Genomic DNA, 15,461 nt, shown 5'->3' with positions numbered 1-15,461 from the left:
GCAGGAACTCACGAATGGGAAGTGGTTTGAAGTTTGCGCTGGCGGCGGGATGCATCGCGCTGGTGGGGGTCGGGGGCTGGTTCGGCGGGCGCGCCGCAATCGAAAGCGTGGTTCACGACTATATTCTCGAGCATCCCGAAATCCTGCCCCAGGCGATGGAGAACCTCCAGAACCGGCAGAACAGCCAGCAGCTCGCCGGTGTGCGGCAATCGGTCGAGGCACCCTTCCCCGGCGCCGTGCTCGGCAACCCCGACGGCAAGGTCACGCTCGTCGAGTTCAGCGACTATGCCTGCGGCTATTGCCGCCAGAGCCTGCCCCACGTGAACGAACTGGCGAGGAGCAATCCCGATCTGCGCATCGTCATCCGCGAATTGCCGATCATCAGTCCGCACAGCGCCGAGGCGGCGAAAATGGCGCTCGCGGCCGCCGAACAGGGCAAGTTCGCCGCGTTCCACGATGCCATGTTCGCTGCCGGTCAGGTCGATCCGCAGACGATAGAGGCAGTGGCGAAGTCGGTCGGGCTCGACTTGGAACGTGCCCGCGAGACCGCCGCGAGCGACGCCGTCGAGGCGGAGATCAATCGCAATTACGAGATGGCCCAGAACCTCGGCTTCGGCGGCACGCCAAGCTGGGTGGCGGGCGAAAGGCTGATCGCCGGCGCCGTTGGCCTCGATCAGCTCGCGCAGGCTGTCGAGGATGCACGAGGGAGTTGATTAAGAGCGGCGCAATGTTCTGCTTTGCGCCGATCTGGGCTAGATACTGAGCCATGAGCGTCCTGCAGATCCAGCCGATCCCGTTCTTCGCCGACAAGGACAAGGCGTTCTGGCGCCTGCAGATCGTCGGCTGGGCCGGCGCGATGCTGCTGCGAACGATGTCGGCGATCGCCAACAACCAGCCGCTGTCCAACCTCGTGCTGGTGGTGATCGCGACGATCACCGGCTTTTCCATTTCGCTCGTGCTTTCGGTGGTCTACCGGACGCTCATCACCAAGCGCCCGATTGTGACCTGGGGCGTGACCGCGCTGATTCTCCCTCTGGCGGTGGGGCTTCACGCTTTCATCGATGCTTGGGTGATTTCGCTCTACCGCACCGACGGCGATGCGAGTTTCACGCAGCTGTTCCTCGGCGTGTTCTATCTTGATGCGACGCTGCTGGGCGCATGGTCCGCGCTCTACTATGCGATCAACTTCTACCTCCAGATCGAGGAACAGAGCGACCAGCTCATCAGGCTCGAGAACCAGGCGGCGCAGGCGCAGCTGGCGATGCTGCGTTATCAGCTCAACCCGCATTTTCTGTTCAACACGCTCAATTCGATCTCCACGCTGGTGCTGCTCAAGCAGACCGAGCCGGCCAATGCCATGCTCTCGCGGCTTTCCTCGTTCCTGCGCTATACGCTCGTCAACAAGCCCTCGGCGCGGGTAACCGTCGCGCAGGAAGTGGAGACGCTCAAGCTCTACCTCGACATCGAACGCATGCGTTTCGAGGAACGCCTGCGTACGAAATTCCATATCGATCCGGCGAGCGAGAGCTGCCTGCTGCCTTCGCTGCTGCTGCAGCCGCTGGTCGAAAATGCCGTGAAATACGCGGTTACCCCGCAGGAAAGCGGGGCGGAAATCACCGTCTCGACGCAACTCGTCGGGTCCACGCTTCGTATCACCGTTTCGGATACGGGCCCCGGCTTGCAAAGCCCCACGACCAACAACAGACTTTCAGGCATGACTTACGATGGAGGAGAGCCCGTTTCCACGGGCGTCGGCCTTTCGAACATCCGTGATCGTCTGTCGCAGGCTTATGGCGACCAGCATCGTTTCGAGACTCTCGAACCGATCGAGGGCGGCTTCGCCGTTCTGATCGAGCTTCCGGCCGAGCGCCAGGAAGCGATCGAGGACGCATTGGACGCTCCAAGACTTGCGGCAATCGCCGCAAGATGAAACAATTGAGGACCACGTGCGTTTGCCGGTCCGGAGAACTGACCAATATGACCATCCGCACCATCCTCGTCGATGACGAGAAACTCGCGATCCAGGGCCTTCAGCTGCGGCTGGAGAAATACCCTGACGTCGAGATCATAGACACCTGTGCCAACGGGCGTGAGGCGATCCGCAAGATCAAGACCGAAAAGCCCGATCTCGTCTTCCTCGACATCCAGATGCCCGGCTTCGACGGCTTTTCCGTCGTCAAGGGCGTGATGGAGATCGAGCCGCCGCTTTTCGTTTTCGTCACCGCCTATCAGGAACACGCCGTGCGCGCCTTCGAGGCCAATGCGGTGAACTATCTGATGAAGCCGGTCGACGAGAACAAGCTCGACGACACGCTCGCCCGCGTGCGCCAGCGCCTCACCGAGAAACGTTCGGCCGATGAGGCGGAAAAGCTCAAGAACGTGCTCGCCGAGGTTGCTCCCGATGCCATCGAGGCGATGCCCGAGGAAACCGATCCCGGCGCCGACCGCTACGAAAAGCTCATCAACATCAAGGATCGCGGGCAGATCTTCCGCATCGACGTCGATTCGATCGAACATATCGAGGCGGCCGGCGACTATATGTGCATCCGCACGGCCGACAATTCGCTGATCCTGCGCGAGACGATGAAGGACCTCGAGCGCCGACTCGATCCGCGCGTGTTCCAGCGCGTCCACCGCTCCACAATCGTCAACCTCAACCAGGTCCGGCAGGTGAAGCCACATACCAATGGCGAATGCTTCCTGGTGCTGGATTCGGGCGCGCAGGTGAAGGTGAGCCGATCGTACCGGGACGTGATCGCGCGCTTCGTGCATTGAACGTCTGTACCTCGACCCCGTCATCCCGGCCTGCGCCGGGATGACGCCCTGCTCTCGACATCCTGATGGGAACGCGCAAAAGACGCGGGCATGAACACCTTCAGCATTCCCGGTTTCGACCTTGACGCCTTCATTGCCGCCACGCTTGCCGAAGACCTCGGCGTCGGCCTGCCCGGTGGCGGGCATGACGTCACCTCCGAGAGCGTGATCGAGGCCGAAGCCCGGTTTTCCGGCGTGATGGATTCGCGCGATGCCATCACTGTCGCCGGATTGCCGATCGCCGCCGCCTTCTTCCGCAAGCTCGATCCGGCGATGGAGATCAAGATCCTGGTCGAGGAAGGCGCGCGTGTTTCGCCCGGCGCGGACCTGATGCGCCTGACCGGCAATGCCCGCGCCATGCTGACGGCCGAGCGCTCGGCGCTCAATACGGCCCAGCACCTCTCGGGTATCGCCACGATGACGCGCGAATATGTCGATGCGATGGGCGGGCACGCGACGCTGCTCGATACCCGCAAGACCATTCCGGGCCTGCGTCACCTCGAAAAGTACGCCACGCGCATGGGCGGCGCGATGAATCACCGGATGGGCCTGTGGGACGCGGCGATGATCAAGGACAATCACGTCCTCGTCGCCGGCGGTGTCGGCCCCGCCGTCGCGCGCGCCAGGGAAGCGGGGGTCGCGCGGATCATCTGCGAGGTCGACCACCTGGAGCAGATCGAACCGGCCCTTGATGCCGGCGCGCATCATCTCCTGCTCGACAACATGGGGCCGGACATGCTGCGCGAGGCCGTGGCGATCGTGGCGGGCCGGGTGCCTACCGAGGCTTCGGGCGGCGTCAATCTCAAGACCATCGGCGCGATTGCGGCTTCCGGCGTCACTTACGTCTCGGTCGGCCGCCTCACCCAGAGCGCGCCCGCCGCCGACATCGGCCTCGACTTCACGCCGCTGTGAGGGCGCTGTTCGCCGCTCTGGCGCTCCTGCCCGCCCCCGCGCTGGCGCAGGCCTACCAGTGCAGCGTGCCGCGCACCATCGAGGCTGTTCCCCCCGAAACGCCGGACGGGCCGTCGCGCCGCGTGGCGATTGCAGGCTACACGCTCGCGGCAAGCTGGTCGCCGGACTACTGCAAGGTGAGCGGCGAGAGATCCTCGATGCAATGTTCGCGCCGCCACGGACGCTTCGGCTTCATCCTGCATGGTCTCTGGCCCGAGGCGAGGTTCGGCCCTCCTCCGCAATGGTGCGGGAGCGGTTCGGCGCCTTCCCCCGATCTCCTGCGCCGCCATTTGTGCATGACCCCCTCCGCCCGCCTGCTGGCGCACGAATGGGCCAAGCACGGGACATGCATGACGAAGAAGCCGGAGACCTACTTCAATGCCAGCGCGATTCTCTGGCGCTCGATCCGCTGGCCCGACGCCGATCGCCTGTCGCGGCAGGACGACCTCACCGTGGGGGATCTGCGCAAGGCCTTCGTGGCGCTCAATCCCGACTGGATGGCAGATTACGTTGGTGTCGAACTGAGCCGCACCGGTTGGCTGCGCGAGGTGCGGCTGTGCTACGGCAAGGACTTCATGCCCAGGGCCTGCGACAAATGGCGGTTCGGGGCGGCTGATTCGGCGAATCTGAAGATCTGGCGGGGACTATAGGCCCGGCAAGGTCGATCTCACCTCCGTTCGCGGAAGAACTTTCGCAGCAGGTCCGCCGATTCGGCTTCGCCGATGCCCGGATAGACCTCCGGGCGGTGCAGGCACTGCTCCTGCTCGAATACGCGCGCGCCGTGTTCGACGGCTCCGCCCTTGGGATCGGAGGCACCGTAATAAAGCCGCGCGATCCGGGCATGGACGATCGCCCCGGCGCACATCGCGCAGGGTTCCAGCGTCACCCACAGCTCGCAGCCTTCGAGGCGTTCGTTGCCGAGAATGCGCGCGGCGGTGCGAATCGCCTCCATTTCCGCGTGGCTGGTGGGATCGTGCCGCTCGCGCGGGGCATTGCGGCCAGCCGCGATCACCTCGCCATCCTTCACGACCACCGCGCCGATCGGCACTTCGCCCGATTCGGCAGCCTTGCGGGCTTGCGCCAGGGCGAGACGCATGTATTCGGGGAGCGGCCAGCGAGTCATGACAACGCGCTAGCCTGCCAAAATCCGCCGCGCAACTTGACCTTCCGTGGGTGAGTCGGTAAGGGCGCGCCTTCCCGTACCAACGGCACAGATTTTTCGAGCGAGAGTAGACATGTCCCGCATCTGCGAACTGACCGGCAAGGGCCGCCAGGTTGGCTGCAACGTCAGCCACGCCAACAACAAGACCAAGCGCGTCTTCCTGCCCAACCTCCAGAACGTCACGTTGATGTCGGACGGGCTTGAGCGCAGCTTCAAGTTCCGCGTCTCGACGCATGGCCTGCGTTCGGTCGAGCACAATGGTGGCCTCGACAACTGGCTTCTCAAGACCGCTGACGCCAAGCTCAGCCCGCGCGCCGTCAAGGTAAAGCGCGAACTCAAGAAGCAGCAGGCCGCCTGATCTTCCGCTCCCTTCGGGGAGCATGGGGGCATTCGGTTTCCAAAAAGGCGTGCGGGGCTGTCCCCGCGCGCCTTTTCGCGTGCCGGGGATCCCCGGGGCGGATCAGCGAAGCCGGCGCGGATCGACCGAGAGTTTCCAGAGAACGGTCCGCTGCAGCCTGGAAAAGTTGTCGTCCGAGATGATCCAGACGGTCAGGCGACCGTCGCGGGAGGGCACGACGGCCAACCCCTCGAAGTTGTCCACCGGCAGGCTCGAGGCGATGCGGGCGACCTCACGCGCCTTCCAGACCTTGCCCGGACGAATGTCCGCGGGGTCAGCAAGGACGAGGCGCCCTGCGAAGCGCTGCGGCATCGGCCAGACCAGCCGCCGCATCAGAATCAGCAGCCGGCCATCGGGCATTTGCGTCATGTCGGTCGGGCTGAAACCGGCCGGCCCGTCGAAAACGAAATGCCACGATTTCGCGCCCGCCGTCGGATCGCCTTCGAATACCACAGCGTCGTGGCGCCATTTCGCGAGCCAGTCATCGGCGGCTTCGCGCAGCAGGACGAAGCGGCCATCGGCAAGCCGCGCCATCGCCTCGGCCCCGGAATTGCTCCCCCACCGCGAGATCGCGCGCGGACGAGCCTTGCCCAGCACATCAAGGCCGGGCGCGAGACGGATGACCGCGTTCGAGCCCTCCAGGCCCAGCCAGAGCTGTCCGGTCCGTGGGTCGCGTGCCGCCGATTCGATGTCGCGCTGTTCCTTGCTCCTGAATTTGCCGACCTTGATTTCGCCGGTCTCGAAGCGGCCGCGCTCCGCGCCGGGCGGCGTGAAGCGAAGATAGGTGCCGTTATCGCTCAGCGCGAGCAGCGTTCTGTCGGGCATCGCGAGCAGCGCGGAATAGCTGCCGAAGCCGTAGGAGCGGCTTGCCATCTGCCACGCGCCGTCGAGGCTGAACGCGCCGAGATGGTATTCCGCATCCGCCCACGGCGGGACAGCGAGGGGGACATACGCGAACGACTGCCCGCGATCGCGCGCGGGTTCCGGCGAACGCGCCCAGGTCAGACCGACGAGCAGGGTCAGGAAGGCAAGGGCGATGCTGCGGCGCACAAGGGCTGAATAGTCGATCGCACCCGCGCCGCAAGGGCTTGCGGCGTATCAGTCCATAGGTCCGGTGAACAGCAGCGGATCGAGCCGGGCGGACGCCCACTTGATGCTCCAGTGCAGGTGCGGCCCCGTTGCGCGGCCGGTCATGCCGATCCTGCCGATGACCTGCCCCTGCTTCACATGCTGGCCTTCCTTCACGAGGGTCTCGGAGCAGTGCAGGAACGCGCTGTTGAGGCCCATGCCGTGGTCGATCATCAGCAGATTGCCTTCCAGCGTGAAGGGATTTTCCGCCGCGAGGATGACCACGCCATCAGCGGGCGCGACGAAGGGCGTGCCGCTCTTGCCGGTCGTGATGTCGATTCCCGAATGATAGCTGCCCGGCTCGCCCCGATAGATCCGCTGCGATCCGAAACGGCCGGAAATGCGCCCCCGAACGGGCCAGATGAACTGCTGCCGCCAGCCTTGCGCACCGGTCCGCAGCGCGCGCGCCGCATTGATGCGTTCCAGCTCCGGCTGGCGCAGCTTCATGAACGCCTCGCTCGGCCCGCCGGCCCGCCGCGCGATGTTGACATGCTCGATGTGCCAGGCGCGCGGGCTGACCGTCAGCCGCTGCGTCAGCGAACGGCCGTCCGCCAGTGTCGCCCGCAGCGTCTCGGCGGGCTTTGCGTCGCGGTCAAAGGCGGCAAACCAGTCGCCTTCGGCGGAAATTTCCACGACCTGATCGTCGAGCATGAGCTGCGCCGTGCCGAGCGGCGCCACGCCGCGAATCCAGCCGCCTTGCGTCAGCTCACCGCTGAAAGTGAGCTTGGCCGGCCGCTCGGGCGGCGGTCCGGCGGTGGAAGCCTGCGCCATCGCCGCGCTACGCGGTTGTTCCTCCGCTGATGCAGCGCCCGGGCCGATCAGCCAGCGGCCGACGGCGAACAGCGTCAGGACCGCGGCGATCCCGCCGATCTTCAGCAGTGCGAGGCGGGTATTGCGTCCCTTCATGCCTTCCCGAGCAGGCGCCGGGTGGCGATTTCCGCAGTGGCATAGGGTTCCTGACGCTCGACGCTCCAGTAGCGCAGCGCCTCGAGAGCGATTCTCTCGCCTGTGACGGCGCAGACCACGAAGTGGCCGGAACTGATCATACGAAACCCGTTGGGGCCGTAACTGAGCGTGGCGGGACGGTCGGCGGAGGACATCAACATGAGCACATTTCTAGCAGAGCGCGAGGTTCAAAACAAATCGCCCTGCTTCGGCTCCCCTGATCCCCGCGGCGCCGGTCTGGCGGAGGGTTTGCGGGCGGGCGGGCGAGGCGAAGGCGTGGGCGCAGTAGACGCCGGATCGCCTGAACCTGCCGTGACCGGCAGCTCCCCGTCGCGGAATTCCAGAACCAGCGCCTGTTCGCGCGCGGCCTGTTCGCGGCTGGTCAGCGCCCGTCCATCGCTCGCCTTTACCAGCGCATAGCCGCGCTGCAGCGGCAGGCGCGGGTCGAGCTGGGGCAGCACGCGGGCGACCGGCGCGAAGGCGTCGCGCGCGAGCGCCCAGCGGCGGGTCAGCAAGGGCGGCGTCAGGCCGGCACGCGCCAGACGTTCGCCGCAGGCCTGCGCGCGGTGGCGCAGGAGCGGCAGCGGCCTTCCTACCGCGTTGAGGCGCTTTTCGGCGATGGCGGCGCGGTCCTGCAACCCCCTGCGCAGGCGTTCGGAAAGCTCGTCGAGTTTCTGGGCCTTGGCGGCGAGGATTGCTTCCGGCTTCGGAAGACGCTGCACCCGTGCCTCCAGCCGCTCGCGCCCGAGCGTGACCGGGCGCAGCGCGCAGCGGCGCTTGCGCAAGGCCAGTTCGTCGAGCGTCGCCATGAGTTCGGCGCGCACCGGCACCGCGATTTCGGCGGCGGCGGTGGGCGTGGGCGCGCGGCGGTCGGCGGCATGGTCGCACAGCGTCGTGTCGGTCTCGTGCCCGACCGCCGAGATCACCGGGATCGCACACTCGGCGACCGCGCGCACGACCGCCTCCTCGTTGAAGGCCCAGAGGTCTTCGATCGAACCGCCGCCGCGCGCGACGATCACAAGGTCGGGGCGCGGCACTGGTCCATCGGCCCGCATCCGGGAGAATCCGCGTATGGCATCGGCAACCTGCTGCGCGGCTCCCTCGCCTTGCACCAGAACCGGCCAGACCAGCACATGGCTCGGGAAACGGTCCGCGAGGCGGTGGAGAATGTCGCGGATCACCGCGCCGGTGGGTGACGTCACGACGCCGATGACTTGCGGCAGGAAGGGCAGCGGCCGCTTGCGCTCGGGCGCAAAGAGGCCCTCGGCGGCGAGGCGCGCGCGCAGCTTTTCGAGCAGCGCGAGCAGCGCGCCCTCGCCCGCGATCTCCATCGTCTCGATGACGATCTGGTACTTCGAACGGCCGGGATAAGTCGTCAGCTTGCCCGAAACGACCACTTCCAGCCCGTCCTCGGGCCGGAAGCCGAGCCGCTGGGCACCGCCGCGCCACATGACGCCGTCGATTACCGCCTTCTCGTCCTTGAGCGCGCAGTAGAGGTGGCCGGAGGCGGCGCGCTTGACGCCCGAAAGCTCGCCGCGCAGACGCACGAAGCCGAAGCGGTCCTCGACGGTGCGCTTGAGCAGCGCCGAAATCTCGCTGATGGTCAGCGGCGCGGCGTTGTCCCCGGCCGATTGCTTCGCTACCAGCCCCCCCGGACGACCATTTCCGTACTCGTCATCGTCGAAAGGCTGCGACATGAATATCCTTCTTCTGGGCTCGGGCGGACGCGAACATGCGCTGGCGTGGAAGCTGGCGCAATCCCCGCTTTGCCGCGCGCTATACGCCGCGCCCGGAAATCCGGGTATTGCCGAGGTCGGCACATGCGTCTCGCTCGACGCCGGCGATCATGCCGCCGTGGTCGCCTTTTGCGAGGAAAAGGTGATCGGTCTTGTCGTGATCGGGCCGGAAGCGCCGCTGGTGGACGGCCTTGCCGATTCCCTGCGCGCCGCCGGGTTTTCGGTGTTCGGGCCGAGCAAGGCCGCCGCGCAGCTCGAAGGCTCCAAGGGCTTCACCAAGGACTTGTGCGAGCGCGCCGGCATTCCGACCGCCGGCTATGTGCGCGTCTCCAGCGAGGCGGACGGCATGGCGGCGCTCGAGCGGTTCGGCGCCCCCGTGGTCATCAAGGCCGACGGGCTCGCGGCGGGCAAGGGCGTGACCGTCGCGATGACCATGGCGGAGGCCGAGGACGCCGTTCGCGAGATCTTCGCCGGCCGATTCGGTGAGGCCGGGGCGGAGGCGGTGATCGAGGAGTTCCTCGAAGGCGAGGAGGCCAGCTTCTTCGCGCTGACCGATGGCGGCACCATCGTCCCCTTCGCATCCGCGCAGGACCACAAGCGCGTGGGCGACGGTGATACGGGCCCCAACACCGGCGGCATGGGCGCCTACAGCCCCGCGCCGGTGCTCACCCCCGCGCTCGAGGCGGAAGCGTTCACGAGGATCATCGCGCCGACCGTCCGGACGCTGGCCAACGAGGGCATGCCCTATTCGGGCGTGCTGTTCCTGGGGCTGATGCTGACCCAGGAGGGGCCGAAGCTGATCGAGTACAACTGCCGCTTCGGCGATCCCGAATGCCAGGCGATGATGATGCGGCTCGAAAGCGATCTTGTCGAAATCCTCCATGCCTGCGCGGAAAACCGGCTCGGCGCGATTCCTTCGCCGCGCTTTTCGGAACAGACCGCGCTCACCGTGGTCATGGCGGCCAGGGGTTATCCCGGAACGCCCGAGAAGGGCGGGCGGATCGGCGGCATTGCCGAGGCGGAGCGCGGCGGCGCCAAGGTGTTCCACGCGGGCACCGCGATCGCGGACGGTGCGCTCGTTGCCAATGGCGGGCGCGTGCTCAACGTCACCGCGCTCGGAGCCTCGGTGACCGAGGCCCAGGCACGCGCCTATGCCACAGTCGATGCCATAGATTTCCCGACCGGCTTCTGCCGCCGCGACATCGGCTGGCGCGAAGTCGCGCGCGAAGCCGGCAAGGGCTGACCGGAACGCCGCGATGCTCGACCGTGCCGGGGCCATCCTCAAGCTCTGCGCCGCTCTGGCGCTGCTGATCGCGGGAAGCGGCGCCGGCTACTATTATGGAATATTCCTGCCGAACCACGCCCGGCTCCAGGCCGAGCGCCGGGAGGCCGAGGCCGAGGCCGGGGAGCAGGCGCGGCGCGATGCCGAGGCGAGGTTCGCGGCCGAGCAGTCGCGGCGCCAGCAGGCCGCCCGCGTCGAATATGAGGACTGCCTGAATTTCGCCGAACTGCGCTACAAGAACCGCTGGGCGTCAGCCTGCCGCGCGATGCATCGCAGCGATGTCGCCGAGTTCGAGGATTGCCTCGACAATTTCTTCAGCACCGAGAAATCGTGCCGCCGGCGCCATCCGATCCGGCCCGAGCGCGGCTGCGCCCTTCCCTCGCAGCTTGCCGCTGCCCTTGCCGAGGACCGCGACCGGGCGAAGGAGCAATGCCTGGGCAAGCTGCAGGCGAGCCGGACGGTGGGCTGACGGGCTTTTCCGGCCCTAGCCCAGCCGCTCGGCCATCAGCGCGCTCAGGTTCTTTTCGGGACGGGCGCCGTAGTGCGAAATCACCTCGCAGGCGCAGATCGCGCCGAGTCTCAGGCACTTTTCGAGCGGCATGCCGCGCACGTGGGCGAAGAGGAACCCGGCTGCGAAGAGGTCGCCCGCCCCCGTCGTGTCGACGACCCGGTCGATCGGCTCCGCCGCGACTTCGGCGCGCTCGCCGCCTGAAAGGGCGACCGCGCCGCCGGGGCCGCGCGTGACGACGAGCACGGGGATTTTCGGCGCCAGCATGGCGATCCCGGCTTCGAAGTCGTCGGTCCGGACCAGCGCGGCCATCTCGTGCTCGTTGCAGAACAGCACGTCGATCTCGCCCGCGTCGATCAGCGCCATGAAGTCGTCGCGGTGGCGCTCGATCACGAAGCTTTCCGAAGGGGTGAAGGCGACCTTGCGGCCTGCCCGGCGCGCGGCCGCGATCGCCTTGCGCATGGCCGCGCGCGGCTCCTCGGGATCCCAGAGGTAGCCTTCCAGATAGAGCACGGCGGCGCGCGCGATGGCCGCTTCGTCGAGCGCCTCGGCGGGGAGGTAATGCGAGGCGCCGAGGAAAGTGTTCATCGTGCGCTGGCCGTCCGGCGTCACGAAGATCAGGCAGCGCGCCGTCGGCGGGTCGCCCGCGCGCGGTGCGATATCGAACGCGATTCCGGCGGCGCGAATGTCATGCGCGAAGACTTCGCCGAGCTGGTCGTCCGCAACCTGGCCGATGAAGGCGCACCTTGCGCCAAGCGAGGCGAGGCCGGCCAGCGTGTTCGCGGCGGAGCCCCCCGAAATCTCCCGTGCCGGACCCATCGCAGCGTAGAGATCGCGGGCCTGATCGGTGTCGATCAGCATCATGCCGCCGCGTGCGAGCCCCAGCTCCTCGATGCGGCTGTCCTCGCAATCGGCGATCACGTCGATGATCGCATTACCTATGGCGATGACGTCCAGAACGGGCGCCACGGGATTGGAGGCCATGCAGGGAAGTCCTTCGATCAATTCGTTGGGAAAGGCGTCACGGCGCGACTAGCGCGCGGCCTGCCGCTCCGCAAGCGCGGCTTCGGGTTGCGCGGCGTTGACAGCGGCGCGGCGGCGCGCGATGCGGTGCCCAGCCATGATGACGACATTGTCCGGGTCTGCCCCGCGCCGCCCTTTCACCCGAGTGCGCGGATCCATCGCCAGTTTCTGCCTTGCCCTGGCCCTTGCCGCGTGCAGCGCGGTCCCTGGGGGCATCGTCAGTGCACCGGGCGGAGCCTCGTCGAGCAAGGTTCCACCGGTCCGTCAGCCCAGCCGCACCTTGCCGCGCGATCCGAAGATTCAGAGCATGCCCGGCCTCGAAGGCGTGATCGGCGCGAACCAGAAGCAGCTCGTCCGCGAGTTCGGCACGCCGCGCCTCGACGTATGGGAAGGCGATGCCCGCAAGCTGCAGTTCACCGGCGCGGCCTGCGTGCTGGATATCTACCTCTACCCGACTTCGGGTTCGCGTGAACCGCTGGCGACGTTCGTGGACGCGCGCCGGGGCTCGGACGGGCAGGACGTCGATCGCGCGGCCTGCGTGGCGGCGCTGCGGCAACGCTGAGGCCCGGTCCCCCGCGCACGCGTTGGCCGTGCCGGGGGAAAATACGAATTGTCAAAGTTAGTTATCCGGCGCTAGTCTGTGCTTCATGGCGACGGACAGTGTCTTTCTCGTGTCCTGTGAGCTTGCCGGCGACAGTCTGCCATTACGCCGGGAAGGCTACGCGGGCGCCTATGTCACCTGCCTTGTTTCGAGTCCCGACATTCGCGAGGCCATATGGCTCGCCAGCGAGGCGCTCGATGAGGACGAATACGAGGTCGTCGATATCTATAGCGCGGTCCGCTTCGATCCGCGCGAGTGGAAAGGCGATGCCGAAATGATCTCGCTGGCCGAACAGACGCGCGCCGACACCGAAACGCGCTATTCCACTTTCGACACCTGGGGTCACTGAAAACCGGCTCTCACGCCTCAGACCGTGAAGCTCTCGCCGCAGCCGCAGCTTCCCTTGGCATTGGGATTTTCGAACACGAAGCCGGCGGTGAAGTCGTCCTCCTGCCACGACATCGTCGAACCGATCAGGTAGAGCACCGAGGCGCCGTCGATGTAGAAGTTGCCGCCCGGCGTCTCGATCTTCTCGTCGAGCGGATTTTCCTCGCTCACGTAATCGACCGAATAGGCAAGGCCCGAGCAGCCCCGGCGCGGTGTCGAGAGCTTGACGCCGATCGCGCCATCGGGGGCCTGCGCCATGAGCCGGGCGATACGCTCTTCGGCGGAAGGCGTCAGGATGACGGCTGCGGGGCGCTGGCGTGTCGTCGCTGTTGTCGTCATGGCAGCTTCTTTTCCCAGAATTGCGCCGTTCCCTTCTCGGGATCGAGCGCGTAGTTTCCGTAGCCGAGCGATGCGTAGAGCGCCCTGGCCGGCGCATTGCCGCTCAGCACTTCGAGAGTGACCTTGCAGGCGCCGCGTGCGCGGGCCTCGGCTTCGATCGCCTGCATCAGGGCGCGGCCGATGCCTTGGCCCCGGTGACCGGAGGATACCACAAGATCATGGATATTGACGAGCGGCCTCGCCGCGAACGTCGAAAAGCCGGTGAAGCAGTTGGCGAGGCCCACCGCCTCCTCGCCGTTGAACGCCAGCAGCGTGAAGGCACCGGGGAAGGCATCGAGAGCGGGGACGAGCCTGCCGCGCACCGCTTCGTCCAGGCCCTCGCCGCCGCCCATCGGATCGCGCGCATAGGCATCGAGCAGCGCCACGACAGCTGCCGCGTCGCCTTCGTAGCCATAGTCGGCAAGGCGAACGGTCAATCCTTCGACAAGCTGGGGAAGGGCGAGCGTTCCGGTCACAGCATGCCCAGTTCCAGCTTCGCCTCGTCGGACATCTTCGCCATGTCCCACGGCGGATCCCAGACCAGATTGACCTCGCAGTCGCGCACGCCGGGGACCGAAGCGACGCGTAGCTCGACTTCGCCCGGCATCGATTCGGCGACGGGGCAATGCGGCGTCGTCAGCGTCATCGTCACCGCGACCGAGGCGTCGGGCGAGACGTCGACACCATAGATCAGGCCGAGATCGTAGATGTTCACCGGAATTTCCGGGTCGTAGATCTCCTTGAGCGCGGCAATCACGCCGTCGTAGACCGCTCCGCCCGGTTCGGCGGGATCGGAGTCCTGCGGCTTCTCGGCCAGGAACCCTTCGAGGTAGTCGCGCTTGCGCCCCAGCTTCTCGGCCGAACTCTCGGCAGACGGAGCCGCATCCTCGACCCGCGCCCGGGGCGGCGGCGTCGTTGCGTCGACTTCCTCTACCTGGAACTTGCGCGTCTCGTCGTTCATCCGAATATTCTCCTCGTGCGCTCGATCCCTTTCAGGAGCGCCTCGATGTCGCTTTCGTCGTTGTAGAGGCCGAAGCTGGCCCTCGCCGTCGCGGGAACGCCCAGGTGGTCCATCAGCGGCTGCGCGCAGTGGTGGCCGGCGCGGATGGCAACGCCTTCCTCGTCGAGGATCGTGCCGAGATCGTGCGGATGCACGCCGTCGAGCGCGAAACTGACGATTCCCGCCGAATGCGCGGGGCCGAACACAGTGACGTCATTGCGCCGCGAGAGTTCCTCACGCAGCTTCGTCGCGAGCGCCCGTTCATGCGCTTCGGCGAGGTCGAGGCCGACGTCTTCGAGCCAGTCGATGGCGGCGGCCAGGCCGATCACTTCGGCAATGGCCGGGGTGCCCGCCTCGAAGCGCTGCGGCGCGGGGGCCCAGGTCGTTTTCTCGAACGTCACCCGGTCGATCATCGAGCCGCCGCCGTGCCAGGGGGGCATGGCATCGAGAATTTCGGAGCGGACCCAGAGCGCGCCCACGCCGGTCGGCCCGTAGAGTTTGTGCGCCGAGAAGGTGTAGAAGTCACAGCCGAGCGCGGCCACGTCGAGCCTGATCCGCGGCGCGGCCTGGCAGCCGTCTATCAGCAGCTTCGCGCCCACATTGTGCGCCAGGCGGGCGGCATGTTCCACGTCGAGCACCGAGCCGAGCACGTTGGAGACATGGGCAAAGGCCACCAGCTTGTGCGCCGGGGTGAGCATGCGTTCGGCGGCTTCGAGGTCGATCCGGCCGTCGTCGGTGAGCGGGCAGACATCGATTTCGACCCCGGTGCGATCGCGCAGGAGCTGCCAGGGGACGATGTTGGAGTGATGCTCCAGCGTCGAGAGCAGGATGCGGTCGCCCGCCTTGAGGGTCTGCGCGCCCCAGGTGTTGGCGACGAGGTTGATCGCCTCGGTCGCGCCCCGGACAAACACGATCTCTTCCTCGCGTCCGCCGAGAAACCCGGCGACCCGCCGCCGCGCCGCCTCGAACGCCAGCGTCATTTCGGCCGAGCGTGCGTAGACGCCGCGATGCACCGTCGCGTAGTCGCGCCCCAGCGCGTTCACCGTGGCATCGATCACGGCCCGCGGCTTTTGCGCCGTCGCCGCCGTATCGAGATAGTGCCAGCCGCCCTCCATTCCGGGAAACTGGTCGCGCAGCGAGATTTCAATC

General features: G+C 66.8%; 21 protein-coding genes. 10 read left to right on the top strand and 11 right to left on the bottom strand.

The features are described from left to right. Positions 1-14 precede the first annotated feature (14 nt). From IEX32_RS11640 to IEX32_RS11620, 5 genes are all read left to right on the top strand, one after another. Entirely contained in the window at positions 15-713 is a 699-nt protein-coding gene (locus tag IEX32_RS11640; protein WP_188771684.1) for a DsbA family protein, read from the top strand. A gap of 53 nt (positions 714-766) precedes the next feature. Continuing rightward, a complete protein-coding gene (locus tag IEX32_RS11635) occupies positions 767-1,930 on the top strand; it encodes a sensor histidine kinase (RefSeq protein WP_188771682.1) in 1,164 nt (387 codons plus the stop codon). Positions 1,931-1,977: 47 nt separating this feature from the next. Further along, positions 1,978-2,775 (top strand): LytR/AlgR family response regulator transcription factor, encoded by a 798-nt coding sequence (locus IEX32_RS11630; protein ID WP_188771681.1) that lies wholly within the window; start codon positions 1,978-1,980, stop codon positions 2,773-2,775. A gap of 90 nt (positions 2,776-2,865) precedes the next feature. Then, positions 2,866-3,726, top strand: coding sequence for a carboxylating nicotinate-nucleotide diphosphorylase (gene nadC, locus IEX32_RS11625; protein ID WP_188771679.1), 861 nt, complete (start codon positions 2,866-2,868; stop codon positions 3,724-3,726). After that, positions 3,723-4,415, top strand: a complete 693-nt coding sequence (locus tag IEX32_RS11620; protein WP_229736333.1) for a ribonuclease T2 family protein — start codon at positions 3,723-3,725, stop codon at positions 4,413-4,415. Before nadC ends, IEX32_RS11620 begins: the two co-directional genes overlap by 4 nt. Positions 4,416-4,432: 17 nt before the next feature. On the opposite strand, the gene IEX32_RS11615 is transcribed toward IEX32_RS11620, so the two are convergent. Further along, positions 4,433-4,888, bottom strand: a complete 456-nt coding sequence (locus IEX32_RS11615) for a nucleoside deaminase (RefSeq protein ID WP_188771677.1) — start codon at positions 4,886-4,888, stop codon at positions 4,433-4,435. A 112-nt stretch (positions 4,889-5,000) separates the two neighbouring features. Between IEX32_RS11615 and rpmB the strand changes: the two genes are divergently transcribed. Then, positions 5,001-5,285 (top strand): 50S ribosomal protein L28, encoded by a 285-nt coding sequence (gene rpmB / locus IEX32_RS11610; protein ID WP_188771675.1) that lies wholly within the window; start codon positions 5,001-5,003, stop codon positions 5,283-5,285. A 102-nt stretch (positions 5,286-5,387) separates the two neighbouring features. Here rpmB and IEX32_RS11605 read toward each other — a convergent pair whose 3' ends face one another. The 4 genes from IEX32_RS11605 to xseA are packed head-to-tail and all read right to left on the bottom strand — an operon-like array spanning position 5,388 to position 9,094. Next, complete coding sequence (locus IEX32_RS11605; protein WP_188771673.1) at positions 5,388-6,374, bottom strand: esterase-like activity of phytase family protein; 987 nt, start codon at positions 6,372-6,374, stop codon at positions 5,388-5,390. A gap of 48 nt (positions 6,375-6,422) precedes the next feature. Then, the gene (locus IEX32_RS11600) at positions 6,423-7,358 is read right to left on the bottom strand and encodes a M23 family metallopeptidase (protein WP_188771671.1); all 936 of its coding nucleotides are present in this window, start codon (positions 7,356-7,358) and stop codon (positions 6,423-6,425) included. Then, the gene (locus tag IEX32_RS11595; RefSeq protein WP_188771669.1) at positions 7,355-7,558 is read right to left on the bottom strand and encodes a DUF2093 domain-containing protein; all 204 of its coding nucleotides are present in this window, start codon (positions 7,556-7,558) and stop codon (positions 7,355-7,357) included. The genes IEX32_RS11600 and IEX32_RS11595 overlap by 4 nt, the downstream gene beginning before the upstream one ends. 27 nt (positions 7,559-7,585) lie before the next feature. Continuing rightward, positions 7,586-9,094: an exodeoxyribonuclease VII large subunit gene (gene xseA / locus IEX32_RS11590; RefSeq protein ID WP_188771667.1), complete on the bottom strand. Its 1,509-nt coding sequence runs from the start codon at positions 9,092-9,094 to the stop codon at positions 7,586-7,588. On the opposite strand from xseA, the gene purD reads away from it, so the two are divergent. Together purD and IEX32_RS11580 are read left to right on the top strand one after the other, a co-directional pair. Next, positions 9,093-10,376, top strand: coding sequence for a phosphoribosylamine--glycine ligase (purD, locus tag IEX32_RS11585; RefSeq protein WP_188771666.1), 1,284 nt, complete (start codon positions 9,093-9,095; stop codon positions 10,374-10,376). The genes xseA and purD overlap by 2 nt on opposite strands. A 13-nt stretch (positions 10,377-10,389) precedes the next feature. Then, positions 10,390-10,884 (top strand): hypothetical protein, encoded by a 495-nt coding sequence (locus IEX32_RS11580; RefSeq protein ID WP_188771664.1) that lies wholly within the window; start codon positions 10,390-10,392, stop codon positions 10,882-10,884. 15 nt (positions 10,885-10,899) lie between these two features. On the opposite strand, the gene IEX32_RS11575 is transcribed toward IEX32_RS11580, so the two are convergent. Further along, positions 10,900-11,907: an adenosine kinase gene (locus tag IEX32_RS11575; RefSeq protein ID WP_188771662.1), complete on the bottom strand. Its 1,008-nt coding sequence runs from the start codon at positions 11,905-11,907 to the stop codon at positions 10,900-10,902. Positions 11,908-11,955: 48 nt separating this feature from the next. Then, positions 11,956-12,105: a hypothetical protein gene (locus tag IEX32_RS11570; RefSeq protein WP_188771777.1), complete on the bottom strand. Its 150-nt coding sequence runs from the start codon at positions 12,103-12,105 to the stop codon at positions 11,956-11,958. Between the two features lie 148 nt (positions 12,106-12,253). Here IEX32_RS11570 and IEX32_RS21085 point away from each other — a divergent pair, with 148 nt between their 5' ends. Next, entirely contained in the window at positions 12,254-12,508 is a 255-nt protein-coding gene (locus tag IEX32_RS21085) for a hypothetical protein (RefSeq protein ID WP_373285441.1), read from the top strand. Positions 12,509-12,593: 85 nt separating this feature from the next. After that, positions 12,594-12,896, top strand: a complete 303-nt coding sequence (locus IEX32_RS11560; protein WP_188771658.1) for a hypothetical protein — start codon at positions 12,594-12,596, stop codon at positions 12,894-12,896. A 17-nt stretch (positions 12,897-12,913) separates the two neighbouring features. Here the strand turns inward: IEX32_RS11560 and IEX32_RS11555 are convergent, their stop codons facing one another. From IEX32_RS11555 to IEX32_RS11540, 4 genes are read right to left on the bottom strand one after another with little or no spacing between them, the layout of a single operon-like run. Further along, positions 12,914-13,273: a HesB/IscA family protein gene (locus tag IEX32_RS11555; protein WP_188771656.1), complete on the bottom strand. Its 360-nt coding sequence runs from the start codon at positions 13,271-13,273 to the stop codon at positions 12,914-12,916. Beyond that, complete coding sequence (locus tag IEX32_RS11550) at positions 13,270-13,788, bottom strand: GNAT family N-acetyltransferase (protein WP_188771654.1); 519 nt, start codon at positions 13,786-13,788, stop codon at positions 13,270-13,272. The genes IEX32_RS11555 and IEX32_RS11550 overlap by 4 nt, the downstream gene beginning before the upstream one ends. Next, positions 13,785-14,273, bottom strand: coding sequence for an SUF system Fe-S cluster assembly protein (locus IEX32_RS11545; RefSeq protein WP_188771652.1), 489 nt, complete (start codon positions 14,271-14,273; stop codon positions 13,785-13,787). Before IEX32_RS11545 ends, IEX32_RS11550 begins: the two co-directional genes overlap by 4 nt. Next, positions 14,270-15,427, bottom strand: a complete 1,158-nt coding sequence (locus tag IEX32_RS11540) for an aminotransferase class V-fold PLP-dependent enzyme (RefSeq protein WP_188771766.1) — start codon at positions 15,425-15,427, stop codon at positions 14,270-14,272. Before IEX32_RS11540 ends, IEX32_RS11545 begins: the two co-directional genes overlap by 4 nt. Positions 15,428-15,461 lie beyond the last annotated feature (34 nt).

Source organism: Novosphingobium endophyticum (assembly GCF_014640675.1).
Taxonomy (GTDB): Bacteria; Pseudomonadota; Alphaproteobacteria; order Sphingomonadales; family Sphingomonadaceae; genus Novosphingobium; species Novosphingobium endophyticum.
The sequence above is the reverse complement of the archived record's forward strand: the minus strand, read 5'-3'. Positions and strand labels throughout refer to the sequence as shown.